This is a genomic window from Actinoplanes sp. SE50/110 (genome assembly GCF_900119315.1).
Lineage (GTDB): Bacteria > Actinomycetota > Actinomycetes > Mycobacteriales > Micromonosporaceae > Actinoplanes.
Genome location: NZ_LT827010.1, coordinates 8,212,748 through 8,238,889, shown reverse-complemented (window position 1 = coordinate 8,238,889; position 26,142 = coordinate 8,212,748). Strand labels below are relative to the sequence as shown.

The 26,142-nt window shown below is 71.9% G+C and carries 27 protein-coding genes; 15 read left to right on the top strand and 12 right to left on the bottom strand.

The window, feature by feature from the left end; genetic code table 11:
* Positions 1–25 precede the first annotated feature (25 nt).
* From atpA to ACSP50_RS36665, 7 genes are all read left to right on the top strand, one after another.
* Complete coding sequence (atpA, locus tag ACSP50_RS36695) at positions 26–1,591, top strand: F0F1 ATP synthase subunit alpha (protein WP_014694388.1); 1,566 nt, start codon at positions 26–28, stop codon at positions 1,589–1,591.
* 2 nt (positions 1,592–1,593) lie between these two features.
* Positions 1,594–2,526, top strand: coding sequence for a F0F1 ATP synthase subunit gamma (locus tag ACSP50_RS36690; RefSeq protein ID WP_014694387.1), 933 nt, complete (start codon positions 1,594–1,596; stop codon positions 2,524–2,526).
* On the top strand, positions 2,526–3,983 hold the full coding sequence (gene atpD, locus ACSP50_RS36685; RefSeq protein WP_014694386.1) for a F0F1 ATP synthase subunit beta: 1,458 nt from the start codon (positions 2,526–2,528) through the stop codon (positions 3,981–3,983). Before ACSP50_RS36690 ends, atpD begins: the two co-directional genes overlap by 1 nt.
* Before the next feature lie 148 nt (positions 3,984–4,131).
* On the top strand, positions 4,132–5,172 hold the full coding sequence (locus tag ACSP50_RS36680; RefSeq protein ID WP_080128275.1) for an LCP family protein: 1,041 nt from the start codon (positions 4,132–4,134) through the stop codon (positions 5,170–5,172).
* 75 nt (positions 5,173–5,247) lie between these two features.
* Entirely contained in the window at positions 5,248–5,529 is a 282-nt protein-coding gene (locus ACSP50_RS36675; protein WP_014694384.1) for a F0F1 ATP synthase subunit epsilon, read from the top strand.
* Between the two features lie 9 nt (positions 5,530–5,538).
* Positions 5,539–6,006 carry a DUF2550 domain-containing protein gene (locus tag ACSP50_RS36670; protein ID WP_014694383.1) on the top strand — a complete coding sequence of 156 codons (468 nt, stop codon included), beginning with the start codon at positions 5,539–5,541 and terminating at the stop codon, positions 6,004–6,006.
* 60 nt (positions 6,007–6,066) lie between these two features.
* Positions 6,067–6,888: a PhzF family phenazine biosynthesis protein gene (locus ACSP50_RS36665; protein WP_014694382.1), complete on the top strand. Its 822-nt coding sequence runs from the start codon at positions 6,067–6,069 to the stop codon at positions 6,886–6,888.
* Here ACSP50_RS36665 and ACSP50_RS36660 read toward each other — a convergent pair.
* Together ACSP50_RS36660 and ACSP50_RS36655 are read right to left on the bottom strand one after the other, a co-directional pair.
* On the bottom strand, positions 6,864–7,256 hold the full coding sequence (locus tag ACSP50_RS36660) for a VOC family protein (protein ID WP_014694381.1): 393 nt from the start codon (positions 7,254–7,256) through the stop codon (positions 6,864–6,866). The genes ACSP50_RS36665 and ACSP50_RS36660 overlap by 25 nt on opposite strands.
* Complete coding sequence (locus ACSP50_RS36655; protein ID WP_014694380.1) at positions 7,253–7,825, bottom strand: cob(I)yrinic acid a,c-diamide adenosyltransferase; 573 nt, start codon at positions 7,823–7,825, stop codon at positions 7,253–7,255. Before ACSP50_RS36655 ends, ACSP50_RS36660 begins: the two co-directional genes overlap by 4 nt.
* A gap of 41 nt (positions 7,826–7,866) precedes the next feature.
* On the opposite strand from ACSP50_RS36655, the gene murA reads away from it, so the two are divergent.
* On the top strand, positions 7,867–9,156 hold the full coding sequence (murA, locus tag ACSP50_RS36650) for a UDP-N-acetylglucosamine 1-carboxyvinyltransferase (protein ID WP_043512890.1): 1,290 nt from the start codon (positions 7,867–7,869) through the stop codon (positions 9,154–9,156).
* Here the strand turns inward: murA and ACSP50_RS36645 are convergent.
* On the bottom strand, positions 9,153–9,488 hold the full coding sequence (locus ACSP50_RS36645; RefSeq protein ID WP_014694378.1) for a hypothetical protein: 336 nt from the start codon (positions 9,486–9,488) through the stop codon (positions 9,153–9,155). The two genes, murA and ACSP50_RS36645, sit on opposite strands and share 4 nt — an antisense overlap.
* A gap of 119 nt (positions 9,489–9,607) precedes the next feature.
* Here ACSP50_RS36645 and ACSP50_RS36640 point away from each other — a divergent pair, with 119 nt between their 5' ends.
* On the top strand, positions 9,608–10,456 hold the full coding sequence (locus ACSP50_RS36640) for a 3-hydroxyacyl-CoA dehydrogenase family protein (protein ID WP_014694377.1): 849 nt from the start codon (positions 9,608–9,610) through the stop codon (positions 10,454–10,456).
* A 124-nt stretch (positions 10,457–10,580) separates the two neighbouring features.
* On the opposite strand, the gene ACSP50_RS36635 is transcribed toward ACSP50_RS36640, so the two are convergent.
* Genes ACSP50_RS36635 through ACSP50_RS36620 form a run of 4 tightly spaced genes read right to left on the bottom strand, consistent with a single transcriptional unit; the run spans position 10,581 to position 15,946 of the window.
* Positions 10,581–11,354, bottom strand: coding sequence for a hypothetical protein (locus ACSP50_RS36635; protein ID WP_014694376.1), 774 nt, complete (start codon positions 11,352–11,354; stop codon positions 10,581–10,583).
* Positions 11,341–13,944: an FtsK/SpoIIIE domain-containing protein gene (locus ACSP50_RS36630; protein WP_014694375.1), complete on the bottom strand. Its 2,604-nt coding sequence runs from the start codon at positions 13,942–13,944 to the stop codon at positions 11,341–11,343. Before ACSP50_RS36630 ends, ACSP50_RS36635 begins: the two co-directional genes overlap by 14 nt.
* A gap of 47 nt (positions 13,945–13,991) precedes the next feature.
* A complete protein-coding gene (locus tag ACSP50_RS36625) occupies positions 13,992–15,329 on the bottom strand; it encodes a hypothetical protein (protein ID WP_014694374.1) in 1,338 nt (445 codons plus the stop codon).
* A complete protein-coding gene (locus ACSP50_RS36620) occupies positions 15,326–15,946 on the bottom strand; it encodes a DUF4126 domain-containing protein (protein WP_014694373.1) in 621 nt (206 codons plus the stop codon). Before ACSP50_RS36620 ends, ACSP50_RS36625 begins: the two co-directional genes overlap by 4 nt.
* 63 nt (positions 15,947–16,009) lie before the next feature.
* On the opposite strand from ACSP50_RS36620, the gene nucS reads away from it, so the two are divergent.
* Positions 16,010–16,669, top strand: coding sequence for an endonuclease NucS (gene nucS / locus ACSP50_RS36615; RefSeq protein WP_014694372.1), 660 nt, complete (start codon positions 16,010–16,012; stop codon positions 16,667–16,669).
* A 4-nt stretch (positions 16,670–16,673) separates the two neighbouring features.
* On the opposite strand, the gene ACSP50_RS36610 is transcribed toward nucS, so the two are convergent.
* The gene (locus ACSP50_RS36610) at positions 16,674–17,108 is read right to left on the bottom strand and encodes a hypothetical protein (protein ID WP_014694371.1); all 435 of its coding nucleotides are present in this window, start codon (positions 17,106–17,108) and stop codon (positions 16,674–16,676) included.
* Between the two features lie 96 nt (positions 17,109–17,204).
* Here ACSP50_RS36610 and ACSP50_RS36605 point away from each other — a divergent pair, with 96 nt between their 5' ends.
* The gene (locus ACSP50_RS36605) at positions 17,205–17,609 is read left to right on the top strand and encodes a hypothetical protein (RefSeq protein ID WP_014694370.1); all 405 of its coding nucleotides are present in this window, start codon (positions 17,205–17,207) and stop codon (positions 17,607–17,609) included.
* 1 nt (position 17,610) lies between these two features.
* Here the strand turns inward: ACSP50_RS36605 and ACSP50_RS36600 are convergent, their stop codons facing one another.
* Both ACSP50_RS36600 and ACSP50_RS36595 read right to left on the bottom strand, forming a co-directional pair.
* Entirely contained in the window at positions 17,611–18,414 is an 804-nt protein-coding gene (locus ACSP50_RS36600) for an alpha/beta hydrolase (protein ID WP_014694369.1), read from the bottom strand.
* Positions 18,415–18,425: 11 nt separating this feature from the next.
* The gene (locus ACSP50_RS36595) at positions 18,426–18,746 is read right to left on the bottom strand and encodes a hypothetical protein (protein WP_014694368.1); all 321 of its coding nucleotides are present in this window, start codon (positions 18,744–18,746) and stop codon (positions 18,426–18,428) included.
* 52 nt (positions 18,747–18,798) lie between these two features.
* Here ACSP50_RS36595 and ACSP50_RS36590 point away from each other — a divergent pair, with 52 nt between their 5' ends.
* The 3 genes from ACSP50_RS36590 to ACSP50_RS36580 are packed head-to-tail and all read left to right on the top strand — an operon-like array spanning position 18,799 to position 22,427.
* A complete protein-coding gene (locus ACSP50_RS36590) occupies positions 18,799–20,292 on the top strand; it encodes an aldehyde dehydrogenase family protein (RefSeq protein WP_014694367.1) in 1,494 nt (497 codons plus the stop codon).
* A gap of 9 nt (positions 20,293–20,301) precedes the next feature.
* Positions 20,302–20,940 carry an ATP-binding cassette domain-containing protein gene (locus tag ACSP50_RS36585; protein ID WP_014694366.1) on the top strand — a complete coding sequence of 213 codons (639 nt, stop codon included), beginning with the start codon at positions 20,302–20,304 and terminating at the stop codon, positions 20,938–20,940.
* Positions 20,937–22,427 carry a DUF6297 family protein gene (locus tag ACSP50_RS36580; RefSeq protein ID WP_014694365.1) on the top strand — a complete coding sequence of 497 codons (1,491 nt, stop codon included), beginning with the start codon at positions 20,937–20,939 and terminating at the stop codon, positions 22,425–22,427. The genes ACSP50_RS36585 and ACSP50_RS36580 overlap by 4 nt, the downstream gene beginning before the upstream one ends.
* A 58-nt stretch (positions 22,428–22,485) precedes the next feature.
* Here the strand turns inward: ACSP50_RS36580 and ACSP50_RS36575 are convergent, their stop codons facing one another.
* A complete protein-coding gene (locus tag ACSP50_RS36575) occupies positions 22,486–22,710 on the bottom strand; it encodes a hypothetical protein (protein ID WP_014694364.1) in 225 nt (74 codons plus the stop codon).
* A gap of 173 nt (positions 22,711–22,883) precedes the next feature.
* Between ACSP50_RS36575 and ACSP50_RS36570 the strand changes: the two genes are divergently transcribed.
* The gene (locus ACSP50_RS36570) at positions 22,884–24,341 is read left to right on the top strand and encodes a cryptochrome/photolyase family protein (RefSeq protein WP_014694363.1); all 1,458 of its coding nucleotides are present in this window, start codon (positions 22,884–22,886) and stop codon (positions 24,339–24,341) included.
* Positions 24,342–24,522: 181 nt separating this feature from the next.
* Here the strand turns inward: ACSP50_RS36570 and ACSP50_RS36565 are convergent, their stop codons facing one another.
* The gene (locus ACSP50_RS36565; protein WP_014694362.1) at positions 24,523–25,989 is read right to left on the bottom strand and encodes a hypothetical protein; all 1,467 of its coding nucleotides are present in this window, start codon (positions 25,987–25,989) and stop codon (positions 24,523–24,525) included.
* Positions 25,990–26,142: the final 153 nt, after the last annotated feature.

Below are 26,142 nucleotides of genomic sequence, written 5' to 3'. Positions count from 1 at the left end.
CCGAGCTAGACAGAGAAGGCAGAGGATGGCCGAGCTGACCATCTCCTCGGACGAGATCCGGGGGGCGCTAGAGCGCTACGTCTCGTCCTATTCGCCCGAGGTCTCCCGCGAGGAGGTCGGCATCGTCTCCGATGCGGGCGACGGTATCGCGCACGTCGAGGGCCTGCCCTCGACGATGGCGAACGAGCTGCTCGAGTTCGCCGACGGCACGCTGGGCGTCGCGTCGAACCTCGACGTCCGTGAGATCGGCGCCGTGATCCTGGGCGACTACGCGAACATCGAGGAGGGTCAGCCGGTCAAGCGCACCGGCCGGGTCCTCTCGGTCCCGGTGGGCGACGCCTTCCTGGGCCGCGTGGTCGACGCCCTGGGCCAGCCGATCGACGGTCTCGGCGAGATCGCGAACGAAGGCTTCCGCGAGCTGGAGCTGCAGGCGCCGAACGTGATGGCGCGCCAGCCGGTGAAGCAGCCGCTGCAGACCGGCATCAAGGCGATCGACGCCATGACGCCGATCGGCCGTGGCCAGCGCCAGCTGATCATCGGCGACCGCAAGACCGGCAAGACCACGGTCGCGCTCGACACGATCATCAACCAGAAGGCGAACTGGGAGTCGGGCGACCCGGCCAAGCAGGTGCGCTGCATCTACGTGGCGATCGGTCAGAAGGCCTCCACCGTCGCCAGCATCCGGGGCACCCTGGAGGCGCAGGGCGCGCTGGAGTACACGACGATCGTGTCGGCTCCGGCCTCCGACCCGGCCGGCTTCAAGTACATCGCCCCGTACACCGGCTCGTCCATCGGACAGCACTGGATGTACAACGGCAAGCACGTCCTGATCGTCTTCGACGACCTGACCAAGCAGGCCGAGGCGTACCGCGCCGTGTCGCTGCTGCTGCGCCGCCCGCCGGGCCGCGAGGCCTACCCGGGCGACGTCTTCTACCTGCACTCCCGTCTGCTGGAGCGCTGCGCCAAGCTCTCCGACGAGCTGGGTGGCGGCTCGATGACCGGTCTGCCGATCATCGAGACGAAGGCCAACGACATCTCGGCCTTCATCCCGACCAACGTCATCTCGATCACCGACGGTCAGATCTTCCTCGAGACCGACCTGTTCGCCTCGGGTGTCCGCCCGGCGATCAACGTCGGCACCTCGGTGTCGCGCGTCGGTGGCTCGGCGCAGGTCAAGGCGATGCGGACAGTCTCCGGCCGGCTCCGTCTCGACCTGGCCCAGTTCCGTGAGCTGGAGGCCTTCTCGGCCTTCGCCTCCGACCTGGACCGCGCGTCGCGGGCGCAGCTGGAGAAGGGCGTCCGGCTGGTCGAGCTGCTCAAGCAGCCGCAGTACTCGCCGTACTCGACGGTCGACCAGGTCATCGCGATCTGGGCGGGCACCACCGGCCAGCTCGACGACATCCCGGTCGCCGACGTCCGTCGTTTCGAGCAGGAGTTCCTGCAGTGGTTCAAGTCGCACCAGAGCGACGTCTACACCGCGATCGAGTCGACGAATCTGCTGACCGACGACAACCTCGAGTCGCTGAAGTCGGGTGTCACCGAGTTCAAGAAGTCGTTCCAGTCGAGCGCGCCGGCCGAGAGCGGTAACTGAGCATGGCCGGTCAGGTACAGGCGCTGCGTCGGCGGATCAAGACGGTCAAGTCGACCAAGAAGATCGCCAAGGCGCAGGAGCTCGTCGCGACCAGCCGGATCGCGAAGGCCCAGGAACGGGTCAACGCGTCCCGGCCGTACTCGGTGGCGATCACCAAGGTGCTGGCCGCCCTGGCGTCGAACGCGTCGGTGGACAACCCGCTGCTGGTCGCGCGTGAGCGCGTCCAGCGGGCGGGCGTCCTGCTGATCACCAGTGACCGGGGCCTGGCCGGCGCCTACAACGCCAACGCCATCCGGACCGCCGAGCAGCTGATCACTCAGCTCCGCTCGGAGGGCAAGGAGGTGGCGCTGTACGTGGTGGGCCGCAAGGGGGCCAGTTACTACCGGTTCCGGAACCGGGAGATCGCGGCCAGCTGGACCGGCTTCTCGGAGCGTCCGACCTTCGCCGACGCCAAGAAGATCGGTGACGGTCTGATCGAGGCGTTCGCGGCCGGTTCGGAGACCGCGGGCACCTTCGGTCCGGAGGGCATCGCCGGCGTCGACGAGCTGCACATCGTGAGCACCGAGTTCAAGTCCCTGATGACCCAGACCGCGAACGCCAAGCCGCTCGCCCCGGTCCAGGTCGAGGACGAGACCGAGGGGCAGTCCGACGGGCTGCGTCCGGCATACGAGTTCGAGCCGGACGCCGACGAGCTGCTCGACGCGCTGCTGCCGAAATACCTCAACACGCGGATCTACGCGGCGTTGCTGGACTCGGCGGCCAGCGAGTCGGCCTCCCGGCGGCGGGCGATGAAGAGCGCGTCGGACAACGCCGACGACCTCCTCAAGCGGTACACGCGCGAGATGAACTCCGCGCGGCAGGCTGCGATCACCCAGGAAATCAGTGAGATCGTCGGCGGCGCCAACGCGCTGGCCGCGGCGGGAAGTGATGTGTGATGACTGTTCTTGCCACCTCCGGTGCATCCGAGCCCACCAAGGCGGAGACCGCTGTCGGCCGTGTCGTCCGGGTCATCGGCCCGGTCGTCGACGTCGAGTTTCCCCGTGACGCCATGCCTCCGATCTTCAACGCGCTGCACGTCGAGGTCACCCTCTCCGAGGGCACCAAGAAGCTGACGCTGGAGGTCGCCCAGCACCTGGGTGACAACCTGCTCCGCGCGATCTCGATGCAGCCGACCGACGGCCTGGTCCGTGGCAAGGAGGTCACGGACACCGGCGCGCCGATCTCGGTGCCGGTCGGTGACGTGACCAAGGGCCACGTGTTCAACGCCCTCGGCGAGGTGCTCAACGTCGACCCGTCGACGCTGGACATCCAGGAGCGCTGGTCGATCCACCGCAAGCCGCCGGCGTTCGCCGACCTCGAGCCGAAGACCGAGATGCTGGAGACCGGCATCAAGGTGCTCGACCTGCTCGCGCCGTACGTGCGCGGTGGCAAGATCGGCCTGTTCGGTGGCGCGGGCGTGGGCAAGACCGTGCTGATCCAGGAGATGATCATCCGGGTCGCCCGCAATTTCGGTGGCACCTCGGTGTTCGCCGGCGTCGGCGAGCGCACCCGTGAGGGCAACGACCTCATCCTGGAGATGGACGAGGGTGGCGTGCTGGACAAGACCGCCCTGGTCTTCGGCCAGATGGACGAGCCGCCGGGCACCCGTCTGCGGGTCGCCCTGACCGCCCTGACCATGGCGGAGTACTTCCGGGACGTGCAGAACCAGGAGGTGCTGCTCTTCATCGACAACATCTTCCGGTTCACCCAGGCCGGTTCCGAGGTCTCCACCCTGCTCGGCCGCATGCCGTCGGCCGTGGGTTACCAGCCCACCCTGGCCGACGAGATGGGTGAGCTGCAGGAGCGGATCACCTCGGTCCGGGGCAAGGCGATCACCTCGCTGCAGGCGATCTACGTGCCCGCCGACGACTACACCGACCCGGCGCCGGCCACCACCTTCGCCCACCTGGACGCGACCACCAACCTGGAGCGGTCGATCTCGGACAAGGGCATCTACCCCGCCGTGGACCCGCTGGCCTCCAGCTCGCGGATCCTGGCCCCGGAGTTCGTCGGCGCCGAGCACTACACGGTGGCCCGTGAGGTCCAGCGGATCCTCCAGAAGTACAAGGACCTGCAGGACATCATCGCCATCCTCGGTATGGACGAGCTCTCCGAGGTGGACAAGGTCACGGTCGCCCGGGCTCGCCGGATCGAGCGGTTCCTGTCGCAGAACACCTACGCGGCGGAGCAGTTCACCGGTGTTCCCGGCTCGACGGTCCCGCTGAAGGAGACCATCGAGGCGTTCAAGAAGATCTCCGAGGGTGAGTACGACAACTACCCGGAGCAGGCCTTCTTCATGTGCGGTGGGCTTGAGGACCTGGAGAAGAACGCGCACGAGCTGATGAAGGGCTGATCTCAGCCCTCGTCAAGTCCGACGTACGACGAAGCCGTGCCGGTGCTCACCGGCACGGCTTCTCGTTGTGCTGGGCGTGAAAGGTGTCCTGGGAACGAGGAACGTCCCGCGCTGGGCCCGGCTCGCCGCCGTGTTCGGCTCGGTGCTGATGATGATCAGCGGTGGAGTGCTGGTCGGTGGGCGAGCGCTGATCTCGCGGTACACCGCCGGGCTGGACGCCGACGGCAGCCTGATCGGCGCGGGCACCGGTGCCGCCGAGATCCGGGGCCCGATCAACATTCTGCTGGCCGGGATCGACCCGCGGGACGACCACACCGCGCCGCTGTCCGACTCGATCATCGTGGCGCACATCCCCGCCTCGATGGATCAGGTCTACCTGTTCTCCATCCCGCGGGACCTCTATGCGGCCATCCCGCCGTTTCCGCCGACCGGCTTCGCCGGGACCAGATCGAAGATCAACGCCGCGATGTCGTACGGCAGCCAGGTCGCCGGTGGCCGTCACGACGTGCGGCAGGGGTTTCGCCTGCTGGCCCAGACGGTCAGCGGGCTCACCGGGATCCGGGACTTCCAGGCCGGCGCGATCATCAACTTCGGCGGCTTCAAACAGGTCGTCGAGGCGATGGGCGGGGTGACGATGACCGTGGACATGCCGGTCCGCTCGGAGCACCTGCGGCCGGACGGGCGGCCCCGGCCCCGCCGGCCGGAGTGCGCCGACAACTCCTGCCCGCACCCGTACATCGGGCCGCAGAAGACGTACCGGCCGGGCACCTACCACCTGCAGGCCTGGGAGGCGCTGGACTACTGCCGGCAGCGGTACGGGCTGCCGCACAGCGACTACGACCGGCAGCGCCACCAGCAGCAGTTCCTCAAGGCGATGGCGAAGCAGGCGCTGAGCCGGGGCATGGTGACCAACCCGGCGCGGATGTTGCGGGTGCTGGACGCGGCCGGTGACGCGCTCACCTTCGACGGCAACGGTCACAGTCTGCTCGACTGGGGCCTGGCCCTGCGCAACCTGAACACCGACGACATGGTCTCGATCAAACTGCCCGGCGGCGCGCTGGTGGAGAACGGCACCTATCTCGGCGAGCAGTTGGCGCCCGGCACCGGGGATTTCTTCGCGGCCGTCCGGGAGGACCACATCCAGGAGTTTCTGCTGGCCCACCCGGAGTTCGTGAACCGGAACAGCTAGCCCCGGGCGAACGCCGGCGCCCGGCGCCGTTTAGACTTTCACCCGAACAGGTCTGCAGCGTCAGAGGGAGACAGCGTGGCCAACCAACTTCACGTCGAGGTCGTCGCCGTCGAGGAGAAGGTCTGGGCCGGTGAGGCCGAGATGCTCGTCGCGCGCACCACCGAGGGTGAGATCGGTGTGCTGCCGGGCCACTCTCCGCTGCTCGGCCTGCTCAAGGAGCCGTCCCAGGTGCGGGTGAAACTCGCCGGTGGTGAGCAGCTCACCTACGACGTCGCCGGTGGCTTCCTCTCCATCGACGCGAACGGCGTCACGGTGCTCGCCGAGAGCGCGACGCCGGCCACCCCCGAGCAGCACTGACCTCCGGCGATGCGGGTTCTGGAAGTTTTCGGGATCTGCCTCGTCGCGCTGCTCGCGCTGCTGTTCGCCATCTTCTTCCGCCGCCGGCTGCTGATGCTCGGCGGCGGCACCATCCGCCTGCAGGTCCGCACCAGCACGATGGTGCCGGGCCGCGGGTGGTCGCCCGGGCTGGGCCAGTTCGTCGGTGACGAGCTGCGCTTCCACAAGATGTTCAGCCTGGCGTTCCGGCCCAAGCGGGTGCTCGACCGGCGCACCCTGGCGATCGCCGAGCGTCGCCTGCCGACCGGTCCCGAGCGGCTCACCATGCCCGGCCACTGGGTGGTGCTGCGCTGCGCCACGGCCGGCGTCGACCTGGAGATCGCCATGGCCGAGACCACGGTGACCGGGTTCCTGTCCTGGCTGGAGGCGGGCCCGCCGCGCGATCCGGGCAGTGTGCCCGGCCGCTCCATCTTCGGCCCCCGCTCCCTCGAAAGCTGACGACCGCCTCTCGCGGATTGGCCGTCGCGGACCCGCGGCCGGGCGCCTAGCGTCGGGTTCATGCGGATTCGTATCGTCGACGCCTTCACCGACCGCCCGTTCGCCGGCAACCCGGCCGGCGTGCTGATCCTGGACGGGGACGGGTTTCCCGCCGCCGACTGGATGCAGCGGGTGGCCGCCGAGGTCAACCTGTCCGAGACGGCCTTCCTGCACCGCCTCCCGGCCGGCTCGGACGCCGGCTGGGCGCTGCGCTGGTTCACCCCGGGCGCCGAGGTCGCCCTCTGCGGCCACGCCACCCTCGGCACCACGCACGTGCTGCACCGGGCCGGGCTGCTCGACGGCGCCGCGGTCCGCTACGCCACCCGGAGCGGCATCCTGGCGGCGACCGTCGCCGCCGACGGACTGATCACCATGGACTTCCCGGCCGCCCCGCTCAGCCCGGTCGAGGTGGCCCCGGAGCTTGCCGCGGCTCTCGGCGTCGACGCCACGGCCGGTTTCTGGACCGGCCCGAACACCGACGACATCCTGATCGAGCTCGCCGACGAGGCGGCGGTCCGCGGTCTCACCCCGGATTTCGGCGCGCTGGCCCGGCACACCCGCCGTGGCGTGGCGGTGACCGCCCGGTCCGCGGAGCACGACTTCGTGTCCCGTTTCTTCGCCCCGGCGGTGGGCGTCAACGAGGATCCGGTGACCGGTTCCGCCCACACCGCGCTGACCCCGTACTGGGCCGGGCGGTTGGGCCGGACCGAGCTCACCGGATACCAGGCGTCGGCCCGCGGCGGTGTGGTCCGGGTGGCCCTGCGTGGCGACCGCGTCGACCTGGCCGGTCACGCGGTCACCACGATCGACGGCGAGCTTCAGGTGGCGATCTCCGCCTCGTAACCCCAGCCGTCCTCCAGGTACGCCGCGTAGCTGTCCGGTCCGCCGGCGTGCGGGTGCCGGTCGGCGAACATCAGCGACCACCCGTGCGCCGGTGCGGCGGCGGCCAGCCGGTCCACCTCGGCCGGCCCGGCCGCGGCGAACGCCAGATGGTTGAGGCCGGGCGCGAGCCGGTCGTGGACGCCGCCGGAGAGCGCCGGCGACTGCTCCATCACCAGGTAGGTGCCGCCCGGGTGCCGCCAGGACCGGCCGCCCGGCCAGTCCTGGAACGGCGCCCAGCCGAGCTCACCGAGCAGCCAGTCCCACGGCCGCAGCGACCCGGTGAGATCCGGCACCCAGAGCTCGACGTGGTGCAGCCCGCCGGAGGTCACCGGGAGCCGCCGGGCACCCACTTCACGTCGCCGTCCGGGTTCGCCACCCGGGAGAGGATGAACAGCAGGTCGGAGAGACGGTTCAGGTATTTCGCCGGCAGCACCCCGGTCCGCTCCGGGTCCGCCTCGATCAGCGCCCACGCCGACCGCTCCGCCCGCCGGGCCACCGTCCGGGCCACGTGCAGCAGGGCCGCCCCCGGGGTGCCCCCCGGGAGGATGAAACTGTCCAGCGCGGCCAGCCGCTCGTTGAACTCGTCGCACCACCCTTCGAGGCGGGTCACGTACTCCTCGGTGATCCGCAGCGGCGGGTAGGGCGGGTTCTCGTCCAGCGGGTTGCCGAGATCCGCGCCCAGGTCGAAGAGGTCGTTCTGGATGCGGCCCAGTACCACGCGGACGTCGTCGGGAAGCGAACCGAGAGCCAGAGCGGTGCCGAGAGCCGCGTTGCACTCGTCGGCGTCGGCGTACGCCGCGATCCGTGGATCGGTCTTGGCCGCCACCTCGTTGTTGACCAGCCGGGTCTGCCCGGCGTCGCCGGTTCGGGTGTAGATACGCGTCAGATGCACAGCCATACGCCCACCCTATGCAGTCCCGGCGGGCCCCGGCCCATACGATGGCCCGCGTGGATGTGATCAGGGTGAAGGGCGGCGCGCCGCTCACCGGGGACGTCACGGTCGGTGGCGCCAAGAACTCGGCGCTCAAGCTGATGGCGGTCGCGCTGCTCGGCGAGGGCCGCAGCGTCGTCGCCAACGTCCCCCGCATCACCGACATCGCGATCATGGCCGAGGTGCTGCGCCGGCTGGGCTGCGACGTCACGCTGGAGGGCACCGACGCGGTCATCGACGTGCCGCTGGAGCCGGGCGCCGAGGCCGACTACGACCTGGTCCGCCGGCTGCGCGCGTCGATCTGCGTGCTCGGCCCGCTGCTGGCCCGCCGGGGCTACGTGCGGGTCGCGCTCCCCGGCGGCGACATGATCGGCTCCCGCGGTCTGGACATGCACGTCTCCGGCCTGGCCAGGATGGGCGCGGAGATCTCCAACGAGCACGGCTTCGTGATCGCGTCGGCCCCGGCCGGCCTGCGCGGCACCAAGATCTGGCTGGACTTCCCGAGTGTCGGCGCCACCGAGAACCTGCTGATGGCCGCGGTGCTGGCCAAGGGCGTCACCGAGATCGACAACGCGGCCCGCGAGCCGGAGATCGTCGACATCTGCGACATGCTCACCGCGATGGGCGCCCGGATCGCCGGCGCCGGCTCGTCCACGCTGGTCATCGAGGGGGTGGACGGCCCGCTGCGGCCGGTCCGGCACACCACGATCGGCGACCGGATCGTCGGCGGCACCTGGGCGTACGGCGCGGCCATGACCCGTGGCGACGTCACCGTGCACGGGGTGCGCCCCGAGTTCCTCGACATCGCCCTGGACAAGCTGGTCACGGCCGGCGCCACGGTGGAGCCGGGGGACAACAGGTTCCGGGTCCGGATGGCCGAGCGGCCCCGGCACGTCGACATCGTCACGCTGCCCTACCCGGGTTTCGCCACCGACCTGCTGCCGATGGCGCTGGGCCTGGCCGCGGTCGCCGACGGCCCGTCGCTGATCACCGAGAACATCTTCGACGGCCGGTTCATGTTCGTGAACGAGATGGTCCGGCTCGGCGCGGAGATCCGCACCGACGGGCATCACGCGGTCGTCAACGGGCGGGAGCGGCTGTCCGGGGCGCCGGTCCGGGCCACCGACATCCGGGCCGGGGCCGGCCTGGTGATCGCCGGGCTGTGCGCGGACGGGGTCACCGAGGTCGGTGAGGTGCACCACATCGATCGGGGGTACCCGGACTTCGTGGCCGACCTGGCGCGTCTCGGCGTGGAGGTGGAGCGCACCGACGTACCGGAGCCGTCCTTCGATTTCTAGCTCGATCCGACGAGGCGGCGGGCTTCCTCCACCTCTTCGGCGAAGACCAGCACGCACACCCGGCCGTCGCGGCGGGTCGCGCTCGTGGCGCGGATGCCCGCGGCGGACAGCAGCCGCCGGATCTCGTCGGCGATCTCGGGCTCGTCGGTGACCGCGGCCGGGGACAGCAGGCCGTAATCCTCCTGCTCGCCGAAGATCGCGAGGCCGTCCGCGTAACCGTCCGCACCGACGGTGGGTTGCAGGCCCATGCGCCAGAAGACGGCGCCGAGAAAGCCGACCAGACCGACGGCGATCAGCGGGCCGATCAGATACCAGCCGTCGCTCGTGGCCATGCGCACAGTCTGGCACCGTCAGGGTGGGATTTCCGGGCCTTTGCCCCGATCGGGAAGCACCCCTTAGTTTCCGTTAAGTAACCCCGCTACACTGTCGCCCTCTAACGAAGGAGTGGAGCATGGCGGGTCGTCTCGCGGTCATCGGGTCGGGATTGATGGGTTCCGGCATCGCGCAGGTCTCGGCGCAGGCCGGTTGGCAGGTCACCATGCGGGACGTCGACGACGCCTCGCTCAAGCGCGGGCTCGGTGCGATCCGCGATTCGCTCAGCCGCTTCGCGGCCAAGGGCCGGATCGCCGAGGGCGACGTCGAGGCCACCCTGCAGCGGATCACCCCGACCACCGATCTGGAGGCGGTCGCCGAGGCCGACATCGTGATCGAGGCGATCTTCGAGAAGGTGGAGGCGAAACACGACGTCTTCAAGCAGCTCGACAAGATCTGCAAGGCGGGTGCGGTGCTCGGCACCAACACCTCGGCCATCCCGATCACCCAGATCGCCGCGATCACCTCGCGCCCCGAGTCGGTGGTCGGCATCCACTTCTTCTCCCCGGTCCCGATGATGAAGCTCGTCGAGCTCGTCCGCGGCTACCAGACCTCGGACGCGACCGTCGCCGCGGCCCGCGACTTCGCCGAGGGCGTCGGCAAGACCTGCGTCGAGGTCAAGCGGGACGTCGCCGGCTTCGTCTCCAACCGGCTCTTCTCGGCCCTGCTGGTCGAGGCGATCAAGCTGGTCGAGTCGGGGGTGGTCTCCGCCGCCGACCTGGACACGGTGATGAAGCTGGGCTTCGGGCACGCGATGGGCCCGCTGGCCACGGTCGACCTGACCGGTCTCGACGTGATGCTGAACGCGGCGGGCAACATCTACCGCGACACGCAGGACGAGAAGTTCTTCCCGCCGGAGCTGCTGCAGCGGATGGTGACCGCCGGGGATCTCGGGCGCAAGACCGGCAAGGGTTTCTACAGCTACTGACCGGTCGCCATCTCGGCGGTCGCTTCCTGGACCGTCGCATCTCCCGCCGAAGCCCCGTGGTTGCTACCGCGGGGCTTCGCCGCTTGGCGGTACGCCGTGGCCGGCCCGCCGTGCGTCACCGGTTTCAGTGGGTGGCGAAGGAGAGCGACAGGAGGGTGGCGGCGACCATGCCGCCGAGCAGGGTGAGGCCGATGCCGCCGATGTCCAGGCGGGCGTGCAGGCGACGGTGCGCGAGCACGGCGGCGGCCGGAACCCCGGCGGACGGGGCGATCAGGAAGGTCAGCCACCCGAGGCCACGGATCAGCAGCCCGCCGAAGACGGCGGTGTGGCCGAAAGTGACCAGGCCGGCGGCGATCAGGCCGGCGACGGTCGAGGCGATCGCGCCGATCAGCGGGAGCAGGGGCAGCGACCAGCGGGGCAGTGGGCGGCGGCTCCCGGGGCGGAAACGGTCGTCGATCCGGTCGGCGGCGCGGGCCAGCAGGGCGCGCGGCGACTGGCGGCCGGGGACGACGACGCTGCCGTCGATGTCCGGGGAGTCGGCCGAGCCGGCCGGGCGGCGTTGCAGGGCGACCCGGGGGAGGGCTTCGATCGGCGCGGGTTCGGGGACTTCGCCGAGAGCGCGGACCCGCATGCCGCGGGCGCGCCGGAGCTGGTCCCAGAGCCGGGCCGCCTCCCGGTCGACGTCGAGCACCTGGGCCGCGGCCGCGCCGGCCCAGCGGTCGGCGGCCAGGGCGTCGTTCTCGGCGCGGGACAGTTCGCCGGCGGCCCGCGCCGCGCTGTCCTGATAGGCCTGTTCAGCCTGGCCGAGTTCGGCGTCGCGGCGGCGGGTCACCTCGGCGAGGGCGCTCACCATCAGCTGGTAGTCGCGGGTGGGCGGCTGCCGGTCACGTGCGGTCACTGGTCACCTCATAGGGGATGATCACTTCCGGGGTGCGGTGCACCGATCGGTCGAAGAACAGCGCCCGCCTCGGGCGCGGGTACCACGCCGGGCCGCCCGGCTGCGGGTGCAGCGGGGCGAGGTCGGCGCCGTGCACGTCGAGGGCGACCCAGGCGCCGATCGCGTCGAAGCGGGCGCCGACGCCGCCGAGGTCGTCGCGGAGGCGGGGGACCGACCGCCACCAGCCGAGGGTGTGGGTGCGCCGCTCGGGGCCCTCGGCCAGCAGAGTCCGCAGGCCGGGCTGCCGGGCGGCGTCCAGCGCGAACCCGATCACGTAGTGCGGGACGTCGGTGAACGCCAGGTCGAAGTGGACGTTGCCGGCGTCGTACCAGTCCGCCGACGGCAACTCGGTGTACAACCGGTTCGCGGCCGCCTGCGCCGACGGGTCGAGGCAGATCACGCTGAAGTGGGCCGGGCCCTGCGCGGCCAGGCTGAGCGCCGCCGCGGACAGCACGTCGCAGGCTTCGGTGACCCGGGTGCCGAGCACCGCCAGGTTGCGTCCGGGCATCCGGCCCAGCCGCAGCCGGGCGGGCTGCGCGGCCACGTCGATCCGCTCGCCGAGCACCGCGCCCGGCGACGACCCGATCGGCGCGTCCCCGGCCGGCATCCGGCCGGCCGGGCGCAGCGACCCGGGCAGCCGGGGCACCGCGTCCCCGTCGAAGATCCGTGGTTCGGCGCAGCCGGCCGGCCGTTCCCGCCACAGGGTGCGCTGCAGGGCGCGCCAGACGAGACGGTCACCGGCGTCCGGCAGGCGGACGATCCGGTTCGCCCCGGACAGCCCGGACTCGGTGTTCACCACCGCGTGGAAGCGGGGGATGACCGCGGCGGCCAGGTTGTCCTCGGCCAGGATCCGGCGCGCCTTGGGCAGCGCGATCCGCAGGGTGAACTGGGCGATCAGCCCGGGCCGCCCCCACAGCGCCTGGATCCCGGCCACGTCCTGGCTGGCCAGGATCAGGTGGATGCCCTGCGAGCGGCCCCGCCGGGCGAGGTCTTCGAGCAGGTCGACCGCCTCGTCGGCGACCGCGTCCCGGCCGGCCAGCAGCACCTGGAACTCGTCGATCACCGCGACGATCCGCGGCCAGTGCCCGGCCGGGTCCTCGGCCCGCAGCTCGGACAGTTTGCCGGCATCGCAGCGTTTCGCCGCCTGCGCCCGGGTGCGCAGTTCCTCACCCAGGTGCCGGAGCATGGCCAGGCCGAACTCCCGGTCGCCGTTGACGTTGATCCCGGCGAGCCGCACCTGCGGCAGCCAGCTCGGGTCGCGCGGGCCGGGGGCGTACCGGGCGAACGACACCCCTTCCTTGAAGTCCAGCAGGTACAGCGCCAGCTCTTCGGGCCCGTACCGGGTGGCCAGCGAACCCAGCCAGGTGTAGATCAGGTTGGTCTTGCCGGACCCGGACGGCCCGCCGATCAGCGCGTGCGGCGGGTCGTCGCCGAGCGGCACCTCGACCAGTGTCCCGTCGGTGCTGTCGCCGATCGGGGCGACCAGCCCGTGCACCGACGACTCGGTCCAGTGCTTGGCCGGCTCCAGGTCGGCGAGCCGGGCCGGGCCGGCGCCGGCCTGCAGCCGCTCGGCGGTGGTCCGGCAGAAGGCCGCGATCCGGTCGGGTGGGGGCGGCGGGTCGAGGCGGATCTCCAGGCTGCCGAGCGAGCCGCAGGTGGCGATCTGCTCCCGGACCACGATCCGTTCGATGCTCGGATCGTCCGCCAGTTCCAGGCCGCGGACCACCAGGTGCACGCCACAGGCGACGCCGGTCCGCACGATCCGGCCCAGTTGAGCCCGCTGCGCCGTGGTCATCTCCACCGAGGTGGCCCGGTCGGCGAGCAGCACCACCAGTTTCCACGGCTCCAGGCGCGGCCCGGGCCGGGCGGCGACCATGTCGGCCAGCGTCGGGTACTGCCCGCCGAGCGACTCGTGCACCCGGCAGATGTGCTCGGCCAGGTCGTCGAGGAGCGAGCCGAGTCCGCCCGGCCCGACGAAGGTCGGGTTGAGCGGCGCGAACGGGGCCAGGGTGCCGCCGAGGTTTTCCGGGTCGTAGACGGTCAGGTGCACGTCCCCGGCCCGGGTGCTGCCCAGCGCCCGCAGCAGCACCCCGGTGATCAGGTCGTCGACCTGCGGGGACGGACCGCTGACATGCAGGTGCACGGCGTCCAGCAGCGGGATCAGCCCGGGCAGGGCGGCGGTCTCCTCGAAGGTGATCGCGCCGATCCGGAGCAGGCCGGGCCGGCTGCCCGGATCGGGTTCGCTGGGTGACCACAGCCGCCACGGCGCACCGGCCGCGCCGGTGGCGCTGGAGGTGGCCAGGCCGCGCAGGTGCCCGGCGAGCCGGGTGGCCTCGCCGCGGAAGCGTCGCTCGATGTCGTCGCGGGCCGCCTCGCGGGCTTCGGCGAGCTGGTTGAGGCAGGTGGCGTACGCGTCGCGGACCAGCCGTCGCCGGCCCTGCGCCTCGCCGCGCGCCGACTCGGCGGCGGCCAGCACCGCCCGGGCCGTGCCGCGTGCTTCGGCGAGCTCCTGGCGGACCGCGGCGACCAGCGCGTTGCGGTGACTACCCACGCGACCCCCCGGACTCCATGTGGGGGGATTTTAGCGATTTTCCACCATTACGACGGATTGGACGCTGCGTGTCGTGATCTGTCGTCAGAAAGGGCCTCGCTCCACAGGTGGCCCGCGACGATCATCGCGGCCTCCCGGTGCCACTGCCGCATGGTGTCCTCCGGCACGTTGCGCCGGAACCAGTCGACCGCCATCCGGGCCTCCCGGCTCAGCCCGTCCAGCCGCTGCCGCCGTGCGTACGGATCCAGCCCGAGCACCCCGCAGAACTGCAGCGTGTTGTAGTACCGCCAGTCCTCGGTGGTACCGAACGGGCCGGTCGGCCGCAGCGCCGACACCGACTCGCGCAGCACCGCCCGCAACTCCCGGGCCCGGGCCCGCGGCTGGTCGTCCCCACGCCCGGCGATCCGCCGGGCCACCACCGGCAGACCGGTCAGCGGGCTGCGGGACAGCCGGTTCAGATCGTTGAAGTCGGCCAGTGCCCGCCGGGTCAACCGGAGGAACTCCGGCTCGCCCAGCTCGGCCAGGGTCCGGCGCTCCCGGCGGCGCAACAGCGCGTCCGCGTTCAGGAACAGCGCGGCCCGGTCGTGGCGCAGCCGCACGTCCCCGGCCAGCGCGACCCGGTCGAGCAGCCGGCTCATCCGCCCGGTCAGCCCGGCCGCGGCCGCGGCGACCCCGACCGGCACGAACTGCAGGCAGGTCACCACGGCGTCGGCGGGAACGACGTACAACGTCAATGTCGCCGGCAGGCCGACCAGAACCAGGACGGCGGCCGCGGCGGCCAGCGACCGGCGCAGGTCGGGCCGGAGCCGCTCACCGCCGGTCACCGCGTGCGCGACAGCGATCAGATAGCCGAACACCAGCAGGTCCACCCCGGAGGCGGCGAGCGCCGGCACCGGGCCGCCGGCATCGAGCGGGACCAGCAGCGCGGTCATCGCCGCCGCGTACAGCAGAGCCATCAGGGTCAGGGCGAGCGGCAGGCGACGCGGCACCACCTGCGCCCGCCCGCGCCACAGCAGGAACAGCGCACCGCCCAGCGGGGTCAGCCCGACCAGCTTCCCGGCGCCCGGCAACGCGATCACCAGCAGCTGGAACGAGACGCCGAGGACCAGGGCGCCGACGTCGATCGGGCGCCGCTCGGCCGGCGGCAGCGGCAGCAGCGCGACCACGCTGCCGGCCCAGGCCAGGGCCGGCAGGCAGATCAGGATCTGGGCGGTCCGCCCACCGGGGTCGACGGTCCAGGCGGCGACCCCGACGCCGTACGCGGTCAGGCCGGCGCTCGCCCAGCGCAGTGCCGGCCGCCCCGGGTCCCGGCCGATCAGGTAGGCGGCGAGCCACCAGCTGAGGGCGAACGCGGGAACGGCGAAGGCGAGCACCCGCAGAGTCAACCAAACAGGCGACGCGTTTCGACACCCGCGAGCCGCGCCTGCTTGCGCCGCTTCCGTCGCTGGAACACCCAGACCGCGGCCCAGACCAGCAGGACCAGGCCCACCAGGACCAGTACCGGCAGGAGAATCGCCAGCACCGAGAGCAGCACACTGGTGATGTCCTCGGCGGTGCTGGCCACCGGGGCACCGAAACCGGCCGTGGTGACGTTCACCACCGGCCGGGACGCCGCCTTCACCCCGTGCACGCAGAACGCGATCAGCACCCCGGCCGCGATCGGCACCCACTGGTGCGAGCCGAAGAACTGCCCCGGGTCGGTGACGGTGGCCGTCTCCGACGACGAGCCGGCCCCGAACGCCAGGCCGCCCGCGGTCGGCCGGACCAGCGTCTGCACCACGTCGTTGAAGTGGTCCACCACCGGCACCTTGTCGGCCACCACCTCGATGGCGAGCAGGATCGCCAGGATCACGATGGTCCAGCCGTTCTGCAGCCACGACCAGCCGTGCGGAAGATCGATCGCGTCCGTGTAGCGGGCCAGCAGGCCCATACTGAGCAGGGGGATGTATGCATTGAGGCCGGCGGATGCCGCCAGCCCGGTGCCGGTCAATGCTTCTAACACGATCTCAGCATGGCACCGGCACGCTCGTCCTGCCGGACGGGGCGGGTCGGGTAGGGTCGCCGGGTGCGTCTGGTCATCGCGAAATGCTCCGTGGATTACGTCGGACGGCTCTCCGCTCATCTCCCGCTCGCCACGCGGCTGCTCATGGTCAAGGCCGACGGCTCGGTGTCGATCCACGCCGACGACCGCGCCTACAAGCCGCTGAACTGGATGAGCCCGCCCTGCAGGCTGCAGGAGGCGCCGGGTGTCTGGAAAGTGGTGAACAAGGCCGGCGAGGAGCTGCGGATCACCCTGGAGGAGGTCTTCCAGGACTACTCCTACGAGTTGGGTGTCGACCCCGGCCTGCAGAAGGACGGTGTCGAGGCGCACCTGCAGGAGCTGCTCGCCGAGCACCCGGAAACCTTCGGCGAGGGCTACACGCTGGTCCGCCGCGAGTTCATGACCGCGATCGGCCCGGTCGACCTGCTGCTCAAGGACGCCGGCAACGCCTCGGTCGCGGTCGAGGTGAAACGCCGCGGCGAGATCGACGGCGTCGAACAGCTCACCCGGTACCTCGAACTGATGAACCGGGACCCGCTGCTCGCTCCGGTCAAGGGCGTCTTCGCGGCCCAGGAGATCAAGCCGCAGGCCCGGGTCCTGGCCACCGACCGCGGCATCCGCTGCGTCGTCGTGGACTACGACAAGCTGCGCGGCATGGAACGCGACGAGCTCACCCTGTTCTGACCGGTCACTCCAGCGTGATCGCGGCCAGCCCGGCCGCGATCCGCTCGGCGGCCTTCCGGCCGGCGTACTGCTTGATCAGGCCTTCTTTGGCGACCCCGCGCACCCGGACCACCGTCTCGCAACCGCGGTGCTCGCCGGCCCCGCCCTCCCCGTGCGTGCCGCCGCTTTCGGCGACGACCGCCACCGTGACGACGGCCGGGTTCAGGTCCATCGCCCCGGAACCGACCACGGCCCATAGCCGGCCGGCCGGCCGCCCGGCGCGGTGCAGCACGGCCCCGGCGATCCTCTCCGCCTCGTCGCGGGGCAGCGGCAGGGCCACCTCGACCTCGTGCACGTCGGCCGGCATGAGCCGCGCCACCAGGCCGGACAGGGGGCCGCCGAGTCGCCTCAGGCCGTCGGCCAGCAGCGCGTTCTCTTCCGGGGTAACCGCATCCACCACGACGCCGATCCTGACATTGCGACGCCGGTGCCGAGGGCCCGGGTCCACCCCGCGTAACCCGTCGGACCCTTGATTCTTCGCATTACGCTCGGTGACGTGAAGACGCGGGTGACGGTCGCCGCGGTTGCGCTGCCGCTTCTCGGCCTGGCCTGGCTGGCCACGATGGCGCGGCTGGTCATCGGCGCCATCGGCGAGGGGCTGGTGGTGAATGCGAACGCCGGCCAAGGTGCCGCGGAGACAGCGGCCGCGGAGCGGGCCACGGCCGATTTCCGGCGCTGGGCGACCATCGCGGTGATCGAGCTCGCCGCCTTCACCGTCGCCGCGTTCGTGGCGCGGATCCGCTGGGTGGGGTGGGTCTCGCTGGCCGTCACCGTCGCCTTCGGCGGCTTCGCCGGGCTGTCCCTGCGGGACGACCCGGCCGGCCCGCAGCCACGGCCCACGCCGACCGTGTCGCAGTGCATCGAGCGCAGCGGGGGCGACACCCGATGCCCCGGGGGATGAGTCAGTCGCGCAGCGGCCCGGGAACCTCGACGTCGGCGAAGGCGGCCACCGTGCGATCGGCGTACGCGTTCATGTCGCCGCTCTCCATCGGCCCGTCCCACGTACGCGGCAAGGGGGTTGTCGTCGTGCCGGGCGCGACGCGCCGGACGATCTCGTCCAGCACCTTTTCCGCGTCGCCGACCCACAGATGTTTGGCACCGGGCACCGGGACGACCTCGGCCTGCGGTATCGCGGCGAAACGCTCGGCCGCGGCGTCCGGGCGCAGGTAGTCGTCGAATTCCGGGATGAGCGCGGTGACCGGTTTCCCGTCCGCCGCCCACGCCGCCAGGTGGGCGGGCTGCGAGAAGCGCAGCGGTGGCGAAAGCAGGATCGCGCCCTGCACCGCCGGGTCCAGGCCGTACATCAGGGTCAGATCGGTACCGAAGGACCAGCCGAGCAGCCAGATGTTCGGCAGGTCGTGGAACTCCGCGAATTCGATGGCGGCGGCCACGTCGTATCTCTCGTCGGTGGCGGCCGCGAAACTGCCGCCACTGGTGCCGCGGACGCTGCCGGTGCCCCGCGTGTTGAAGCGGAGCACGGCGAGGCCGGCCAGGGCGGGCAGGCGCCACGCGGCCTTGCGGAAGACGTGGCTGTCCATCATGCCGCCGTGGGTGGGCAGCGGGTGCAGGCAGACGAGGGTGGCGACCGGCTCGCGGTCCAGCGGGACGGCCAGCTCACCGACCAGGGTGACGCCGTCCGCGGTCTGCAACTCGATGTCCTCCCGCTTGGCGGGCAGGATGGAGTTGGCGCGGATCTGGTTGCTCATGACCGCCATCCTCACCCATAGCGGGGAGCGTTGCGCGAGCGCTCCACCCCCGGGCCGCGCCGGTCCCGGGCCCGCCAGCAACCGGTGTGCCAGTGCCGGCGGTCGTCGCCGGCGCCGTCGTGCGGCCAGGCGACGATGTGCGCGACGCCGGGCCGGATGTCCTGCAGGCAGCCGGGGCACAGATAGGTCTTGGTGGCGGCCGCGCCGAAGATGTTACGCACCATCCAGTCCCCGTCCTGCCACTGCTGGACGCGCTGCTCGGTGATGCCGGGGCGTTGCGACCCGGTGTCGGGTTCGGCGTCGCGGCGGGGACGGTTGCGGCGGGGACTCACGAGTTAAGAGTACGTAGTGACTCATCGGTAACATTGAGCCTAGACTCCCGGCATGACGGCGACTCACGTTCCCGGCCTGCCCGTGATCGAGGACGGCCAACTGATCTCCACCAACCCGGCGACCGGCGAGGTGGCCGGCCGCGTGCCGGCCGCCGACGAGAAGGCGGTGGTGGCCGCGGTCGAGCGGGCCCGGGCGGCCGCCGCCTGGTGGCAGGGCCTCGGCTGGGACGGCCGCCGGACCCGGCTGCTGCGCTGGCGCACCCTGCTCGTCGAGCGGATCCAGGAACTGGCCGAGCTCACCCGGCTGGAGAGCGGCAAGCCGGTCAACGACGGCATCATCGAGGTGACCGCGGCCGTCGAGCATCTCGACTGGGCGGCCCGGAACGCGAAGCGGGTCCTCGGCCCGCGTCGGATGCGGACCCGGCTGCTGCTCGCCGAGCACGTCGGCCACCTGGAATACCAGCCGTACGGCGTGGTCGGCGTGATCGGCCCGTGGAACTATCCGATCGTCACCCCGATCGGCCCGATCTCGGGGGCGCTGGCCGCCGGCAACGCGGTCGTCTTCAAGCCGAGTGAGTACACGCCGGTGGTCGGCCAGTGGCTGGCCGACACGTTCGCCGAGATCGTGCCGGAGCACCCGGTACTGCAGGCCGTGCACGGGCTGGGCGACGTCGGCGGGGCACTGTGCCGGTCCGGAGTGGGCAAGGTGTCGTTCACCGGGTCCACGGCCACCGGCAAGAAGGTGATGGCCGCCTGCGCGGAGAACCTGGTGCCGGTGGTGATCGAGGCGGGCGGCAAGGACGCGCTGATCGTCGACGAGGATGCCGATGTGCAGGCGGCGGCCGAGGCCGCGGTCTGGGGCGCGATGACCAACGCCGGGCAGACCTGCATCGGCATCGAGCGGGTGTACGCGGTCGCCCCGGTCTACGACGCGTTCGTGAGCGCCGTGGTGGAGAAGGCCGGCAGACTGCGCACCGGCGAGGAGATCGGCCCGATCACCATGCCCCGACAGCTGGAGATCATCCGCGATCACATCGAGGACGCGCTGGCCCGTGGTGGCCGGGCGGTGCTCGGCGGGGCCGACGCGGTGAGCCCGCCGTACGTCGCCCCCACGGTGCTGGTCGACGTCCCGGACGACTCGACCGGGATCCGCGAGGAGACCTTCGGGCCGACGCTGACCATCACCAGGGTCCGCGACGCGGAGGAAGCGATCAGCAAAGCCAACGACACGGCGTACGGGCTGGGTGGCTCGGTCTTCGGGAAGAAGAACGCGATCCGCATCGCCCGGCGGCTGCGCTCCGGCATGGTGGCGGTGAACGGCACGCTGACCTTCGTCGGGATGGGCAACCTGCCGTTCGGCGGCGTCGGCGAGTCCGGGTTCGGCCGGATCCACGGCGAGGACGGGCTGCGCGAGTTCGCCCGGCCGAAGGCGATCACCGTGCGCCGGGCGCGGTCGCTGCTGCCCGCGATGACCTTCGAGCGGACCCCGGCGCAGGTGCAGCAGATCGTCAAGGCCCTGCGCCTGCTGTACGGACGGAAACCGTAGTCTGTCCGGGTGACCGACCACCCCGCGGTTGAGGTAAGCGATCTCACGGTGAGTTATGGCGCGACCCCGGTGCTGGACGGGGTCGCGCTCACCGTTCCGGCCGGCACCGCCGTCTGCGTCACCGGGGAGAACGGCATCGGCAAGTCCACCCTGCTGCGCTGCGTCAGCGGCCTGCAACGGGCGGACGCCGGCCGGATCCGGGTGTTCGGCGCGACGCCCGGCTCCAGCCCCGAGTTCTGGGCCGCGGTGGTCACCACCGTCGAGCCGCCCACCTGGTATCCGGGGCTCACCACGCGCGAGCACGTCGAGCTGGTCTGCCGCGCCCACGGCCAGGATCCGGACGAGGCCGGCGTCGACGAGGCGCTGGAGCGGTTCGGGCTGGCCGGGCACGCCGACGCGATCCCGCCGTCGCTGTCCTCCGGGCAGAAGCAGCGGCTCACCCTGGCGATCGCGCTGATCCGGCCGAGCTCGCTGCTGATCCTGGACGAGCCGGAGCAGCGCCTCGACCCGGACGGCCGGGCGATGGTCGCCGCGATGCTGGTGGACTATCTCGCCACCGGCGGTTCGCTGCTGATGGCCAGCCACGACGACAAGTTCGCGGTCGCCTCCGGGGCCGAGCTGACCACGATGGAGTCGCTGACCCCATGACGATCATGGTCGAGTTGGGCCCGGTCCGCCGCTGGATCCACCAGCGCCAGGTCTCCCATCGGGAGCGCGGGGCGACGCTGGGCAACCTGTACGTCGCCGCGCTGGTCGTCGCGGTCTTCGGCGCGATGACACACCGGCAGCTCACCAGGGGTTTCTGGCCGGCCCACCCGGATCTCGGGGCGCTGCCCGCACTCGCTCTCGGGCTGCTCGGCATCGGCTTCCTGACCATGACGCTGCGCGCGATCGGTCCGGTCACGCTCGGCCGCCCCGCGGCGTACTTCCTGCTCACCGCACCGGTCAGCCGCCGCCGGCTGCTGCTGCCGTCGTTGCGGTTCGCCGCGCTCGGCGCGGCCTTCGCCGGCGCGCTGATCACCTTCGCGATCACCGGGCACGCCGCGCCGCACGACCGGGTGCCCGCACTGATCCTCGGCGGCGCGCTGATCGGCATCGGTCTGCTGCTGGTCGCGGTGGTCGCGCAACGGGTGCGCCGCTGGGCCACGCTCACCGACCGGCTCGCCGTGCTCACCGTGGCCACCGGCGTCGCGCTGCTGGTCATCGACCGGGTCACCGCTGCCGATCGGCCCGCCTCCGGCGGATGGCCATCGGCGCCGGCGCTGCTCGCGGTCGCGGGTGCCCTCACGGTCGCGGTCACGGCCGGGTTCCTCGTGACGGTACGTCTGCTGCCCCGCACTCCGGACGACCGGATCCTGGAAGCCTCGAAGGTGACCGGAACCCTGTTCGACACGGCCTTCGGGATGGAGCCGTCGTTCGTCACCGAGATGGTCGCGCGGCGCTACTGGGCGAACCGCCGGCTGCGCACCACCCGCCCGCCGGCCCGCCTTCCGGTGCTGACCGGCCAGGACTTCCTGCTGGCCCGCCGCCGCCTGCCCCGGCTGCTGTGGCTGCTCGCCGCCACCCCGATCCCGCTGCTGCTGACCGCCGCCCCACCCTGGGTCGCCGCCCTCGCCCTGCTGCTCGGCGCGATGATCGCCGGTGGCACCACGACCGCCACGGTGAACACCGACGCCGGCAACCCGGTGCTGCTCCGGCTGTTGAGCCTGAGCTCCCGGCAGGCGCTGACCCAGCGTCTCTGGGTCCCCGGGGTGCTGGCGTTCGCCTGGTCGCTGATCGCGCTGATCCTGATGGAGACCACCGGGCATCTGCCGGCCGGACGGTGGTGGCTGCTCAGTGTCCCGGCCGGGGTGATCGGCGGGGTCGCCGCGGTCCGCCGGGCCCGCGCCGGATTCGTCCGCAACGACCTGCTGCCGCTGGACACGCCGATGGGCACGGTCTCCACCGGCCCGGTGGTCTACGCGGTCGCCGGCCCCGACGCCCTGATCCTGGGCATCCCGATCGTGATCGCCTTCGGCCGGGGCACCCCGCTGAGCCTCGACCTGCTGCTGATCCAGACCGCTCTGGCCCTGCTGGGCGCCCGCGCCTACCTGGCCGGCACGACCGACTCGGCCCGGGTGGACCTGCAGCCCTGATCCGGCTCGCACGGCGCCGCGGCCGGAGCGGTCGCCGCACTTCGGCGGTCACCACCACTCACTGCTCGGGCCGGAACTTCTTGCGCAGCAGGTCCAGCTGCGCGCGGTCGGTGATCCATTCCCGGACCAGGCCGCACTGCAGGCAGATCACCCGGGAGAACGGGATCGTCCGGAAGGCGCTGACCGTCATGCCGCTGCGGTTGTAGCCGTCGTTCATGCTGCTCGGCACGCAGATGATCTCAGCGCTCCCGCAGTGCGGGCACGTGAAGGTGGTGGCATCCATGGCTTGATGATCACAGTCGTTCGCCGGCGGTGGCTCTCCGTCCTCGCCTCGCACCGGCCCACGCCGTACGACGGGGCGGTGACCTCGACGCCGGAAACCGGGCCGGAGCGCCGAGTGGGTGGATCCGGGGTGAGCGGCCGGAGAACAGATCACGGGTGCGGCAGCATGGGGGAATGAAGCGCCGCTGGCTTTTCGCCGATCAGTTGGGGCCGCATTTTCTGGACGAGCCGGGGCAGCCGGCTCTGCTGATCGAATCGAAGGCGGTGTTCCGGCGCCGCGCCTTTCACCGGCAGAAGGCTCATCTGGTGCTGTCGGCGCTGCGCCACCGGGCGAGGGAGGGTGACGCGCGGCTGGTGCGCGCCGAGACGTACCGGGAAGGGGTCGGCGAACCGGTCAGCGTGTGCCATCCGACCTCACGGGCGGCCCGCGGTCTGGTCCGGCGACTGCCGGATGTCGAGATGCTCGGGCCGCGCGGGTTCGTCACCTCGCCGGAGGACTTCCTCGCCTGGGCCGGTGGGCGGGAGCACCTGCGGCTGGAGGACTTCTACCGGTATGCGCGCCGCCGGCATGACGTGCTGATGGACGGTGCCGAGCCGGTGGGCGGGCGGTGGAATCTCGACGCCGACAACCGGGAGCCACCGCCGCGGGGGGCCGGGCGGCTGGACGTGCCGGTGCCACCCGTGATCCGCGAGGACGAGATCGACGAGGAGGTGCGCGCCGACCTGGACCGCTGGGAGCGGGAGGACGGGATCACCTTCGTCGGGCACGACGGGCCGCGGATGTTCCCGGCGACGCGGGCCGAGGCGCTGGAGCGGCTGCGGCACTTCGTCGAGCATCGGCTGCCGTCGTTCGGGCCGCACGAGGACGCGATGCTGGCCGGTGACCCGCTGATGGCGCACAGCATGCTCAGCCCGGCGATCAACCTGGGGCTGCTGGATCCGCTGGAGGTCGTCGAGTGCGCCGAGGACGCGTACCGGCAAGGGGCTGCGCCGCTGGCCAGCGTGGAGGGTTTCGTCCGGCAGATTCTCGGGTGGCGGGACTTCATCTGGCACCTGTACTGGTATTTCGAGCCGCAGTACCGGGCCGTGAACGAACTGCGGGCGCGTCGCGAGCTGCCGGAATGGTTCGCTCGCCTGGACGCCGACGCGGTGCAGGCGCGCTGCCTGTCCGACGTGCTGGCCGGGGTGCGCGACCGCGGTTGGGTGCATCACATCCCGCGGCTGATGGTGCTGGGCAACTACGCGATGCAGCGCGGCTGGCGGCCCGGGGCGGTGGCCGACTGGTTCCACCGGTGCTTCGTCGACGGCTACGAGTGGGTGATGACGGCCAACGTGATCGGGATGAGCCAGTTCGCCGACGCCGGACGGATGAGCAGCAAGCCGTACGCCGCGGGCGGCGCCTACCTGAACCGGATGAGCGACTACTGCCGCGGCTGCCGGTACGACCCGAAGGTGCGCGTGGGTGAGCAGGCCTGCCCCTACACGGCCGGCTACTGGGGTTTCCTCGCCCGCAACGAGGAGGCGCTGACCGGCAACCACCGATTGGCCCAGCCACTGCGTCTGCTGCACCGGCTGACCGACCTGGACACCCTGGTCGAGCAGGAGGAGCAACGCGGCTCCCGGGCGCCGTAGTCGCGACCGACGCCACGGTGACCAGGCACTCGGCCCGCCGTGAAGAGGAGACCGGGTGCCGGACGGGCCGGCCGCGCGGCTCCGGGGCCTCATCGGGCTCCGGAGCGACGGCTTCGGGCGCGGCTTCGGTCGACATGGGACCGGACGGTATCGCCCGGGCGCAAGCGTTCGCCGGCCGGTTCTACTCCGCGTCGGCGGGCACCCGGCTCGCCTGCGGAACGGTCACCTTGGCGGACGCGGACACCTTTTCCGACGACTTGTCCACCGGAGCCGACCCGGAAGCAACCGGAGCCGACCCGGCGGCGACGGGGGCGGACCCGGAAGCAACGGGGGCGGAGCCGGAAGCAACAGGGGCGGACCCGGAAGCGACGGGGGCGGAGCCGACGGCGGCCGACTCCTGATCGTCGGGGGAGGCGGCGGCCGCCAGCACCGCGGCGGCGGCCAGCTCGGCCACCCGCTTCGCCTCCATCTGCACCTGCCGGCGGACGTCCGCGGCATGCCGCTCAGCGGCCTCCCCGGCCCGCTTGGCGTCGGCCACCCGCTGCAGCTCGGACTCCAGTTCCCGGGCCGCCTCGGCCTGGCGCTGCCGGACCCGCTCGGTCTCCTGCTCGGCGGCCTCCGCCTGCTCCCGGGCGGCGGCCAGCCGGCGTTCGGTCTCGGTGACCTCGGCCTGGGCGGCCTCCAGCTCCCGGCCGGCCTGGGCGATCTTCTCCTGGTGCGCGGCCAGCTCCTTGCGGGTGGCGGTGGCCTGCTCGTCGGAGCGGCGCAGCACCTCCTCCGCGTACTTGTCGGCCTCGCTGCGCAGGTCGGCGCACTGCTTCTCGACGCCGGAGCGCATCTGGCCGAGCTCCTCGATCACCGCGTGCCGGCGCAGCGCCAGCTCGTGCTCGACGGCGGCCTTGAGGTCGGCCTGCTCCCGCTCGGCCTCGGTGCGCCGGGCGGTGATCTCCTGGTTCGTCTTCTCCCGCAGGGCTTTGAGCTCCTGCTCGGTCTGCACCCGGGTCGACTGCACGTAGCCGTCCACCTCGGCGCGCAGCCGCTGTGCCTCGGCGGCCGCCTTGTCGGCCAGGTGCTGCGCCTCCGCCCGCGCGCGGGCCAGCAGGGCCTCGCTCTCGGTGCGGATCTGCTCGGCGGTCTGCCGGGCGGTGGCGACCGCCTTGTCGGCGGCGGCCCGCTTGGCGGCGTCCGCCTTCTCCTCCTCGGCCCGGCGGGCGGCCAGCGCGATCTCGAAGTCGCGGATGCCGTCGTGGGCATGCGCCTCGGCCTCGGCCCGGATCCGTTCGGCCTCGGCGAGCCGGCCGGCGATGTCGTCGGTGGCCGACGCCTTGATCGCCTCGGCCTGCTCCTCGGCGAGGACCAGGATCTGCTCGACCCGGGGGCCGAGATGCCGGAAGGAGACCTCACCGGACATCCCGGAGTTGCGCCGGGCCTGGGTGATCTCCTGCTGCAGCCGCTCGATCTGGGCCGCCATCGCCTGGATCTGCGAATACGCCTGCTCCCGCTCGGCGGCGAGCGCGGCGATCTCGTTCTCGGCACGGGCGACGTAGCGTTCGACCTGCTTCCGTTCGTAACCGCGGATCGCGAACTCGAAGCTGGGCTCGGTGGCCGAGTCTCCGTTCAGGCCGAAGATTTCACCGCCGTGCGACATGCTTTCCATCCTCACATACGCGTAGTCCCGGGGCGTGTGGTTACACACCGGCTTGCGGGGGACTACGCGGGTAGTTACGAATTGTCCGACCGGGCGCCGGGCGGAACACAGGCTACGCGCCAAAACGAGTCAGGCCGCCCCGGAGAAACTCCG

Coding starts and splice junctions, on each gene's coding strand:
- atpA (WP_014694388.1), top strand. CDS start 26: ATGGCCGAGCTGACCATCTCCTCGGACGAGATCCGGGGGGCGCTAGAG.
- ACSP50_RS36690 (WP_014694387.1), top strand. CDS start 1,594: ATGGCCGGTCAGGTACAGGCGCTGCGTCGGCGGATCAAGACGGTCAAG.
- atpD (WP_014694386.1), top strand. CDS start 2,526: ATGACTGTTCTTGCCACCTCCGGTGCATCCGAGCCCACCAAGGCGGAG.
- ACSP50_RS36680 (WP_080128275.1), top strand. CDS start 4,132: ATGATGATCAGCGGTGGAGTGCTGGTCGGTGGGCGAGCGCTGATCTCG.
- ACSP50_RS36670 (WP_014694383.1), top strand. CDS start 5,539: ATGCGGGTTCTGGAAGTTTTCGGGATCTGCCTCGTCGCGCTGCTCGCG.
- ACSP50_RS36665 (WP_014694382.1), top strand. CDS start 6,067: ATGCGGATTCGTATCGTCGACGCCTTCACCGACCGCCCGTTCGCCGGC.
- ACSP50_RS36655 (WP_014694380.1), bottom strand. CDS start 7,825: ATGGCTGTGCATCTGACGCGTATCTACACCCGAACCGGCGACGCCGGG.
- murA (WP_043512890.1), top strand. CDS start 7,867: ATGGCCCGCGTGGATGTGATCAGGGTGAAGGGCGGCGCGCCGCTCACC.
- ACSP50_RS36645 (WP_014694378.1), bottom strand. CDS start 9,488: ATGGCCACGAGCGACGGCTGGTATCTGATCGGCCCGCTGATCGCCGTC.
- ACSP50_RS36640 (WP_014694377.1), top strand. CDS start 9,608: ATGGCGGGTCGTCTCGCGGTCATCGGGTCGGGATTGATGGGTTCCGGC.
- ACSP50_RS36600 (WP_014694369.1), bottom strand. CDS start 18,414: ATGAGCAACCAGATCCGCGCCAACTCCATCCTGCCCGCCAAGCGGGAG.
- ACSP50_RS36590 (WP_014694367.1), top strand. CDS start 18,799: ATGACGGCGACTCACGTTCCCGGCCTGCCCGTGATCGAGGACGGCCAA.
- ACSP50_RS36580 (WP_014694365.1), top strand. CDS start 20,937: ATGACGATCATGGTCGAGTTGGGCCCGGTCCGCCGCTGGATCCACCAG.
- ACSP50_RS36575 (WP_014694364.1), bottom strand. CDS start 22,710: ATGGATGCCACCACCTTCACGTGCCCGCACTGCGGGAGCGCTGAGATC.
- ACSP50_RS36570 (WP_014694363.1), top strand. CDS start 22,884: ATGAAGCGCCGCTGGCTTTTCGCCGATCAGTTGGGGCCGCATTTTCTG.
- ACSP50_RS36565 (WP_014694362.1), bottom strand. CDS start 25,989: ATGTCGCACGGCGGTGAAATCTTCGGCCTGAACGGAGACTCGGCCACC.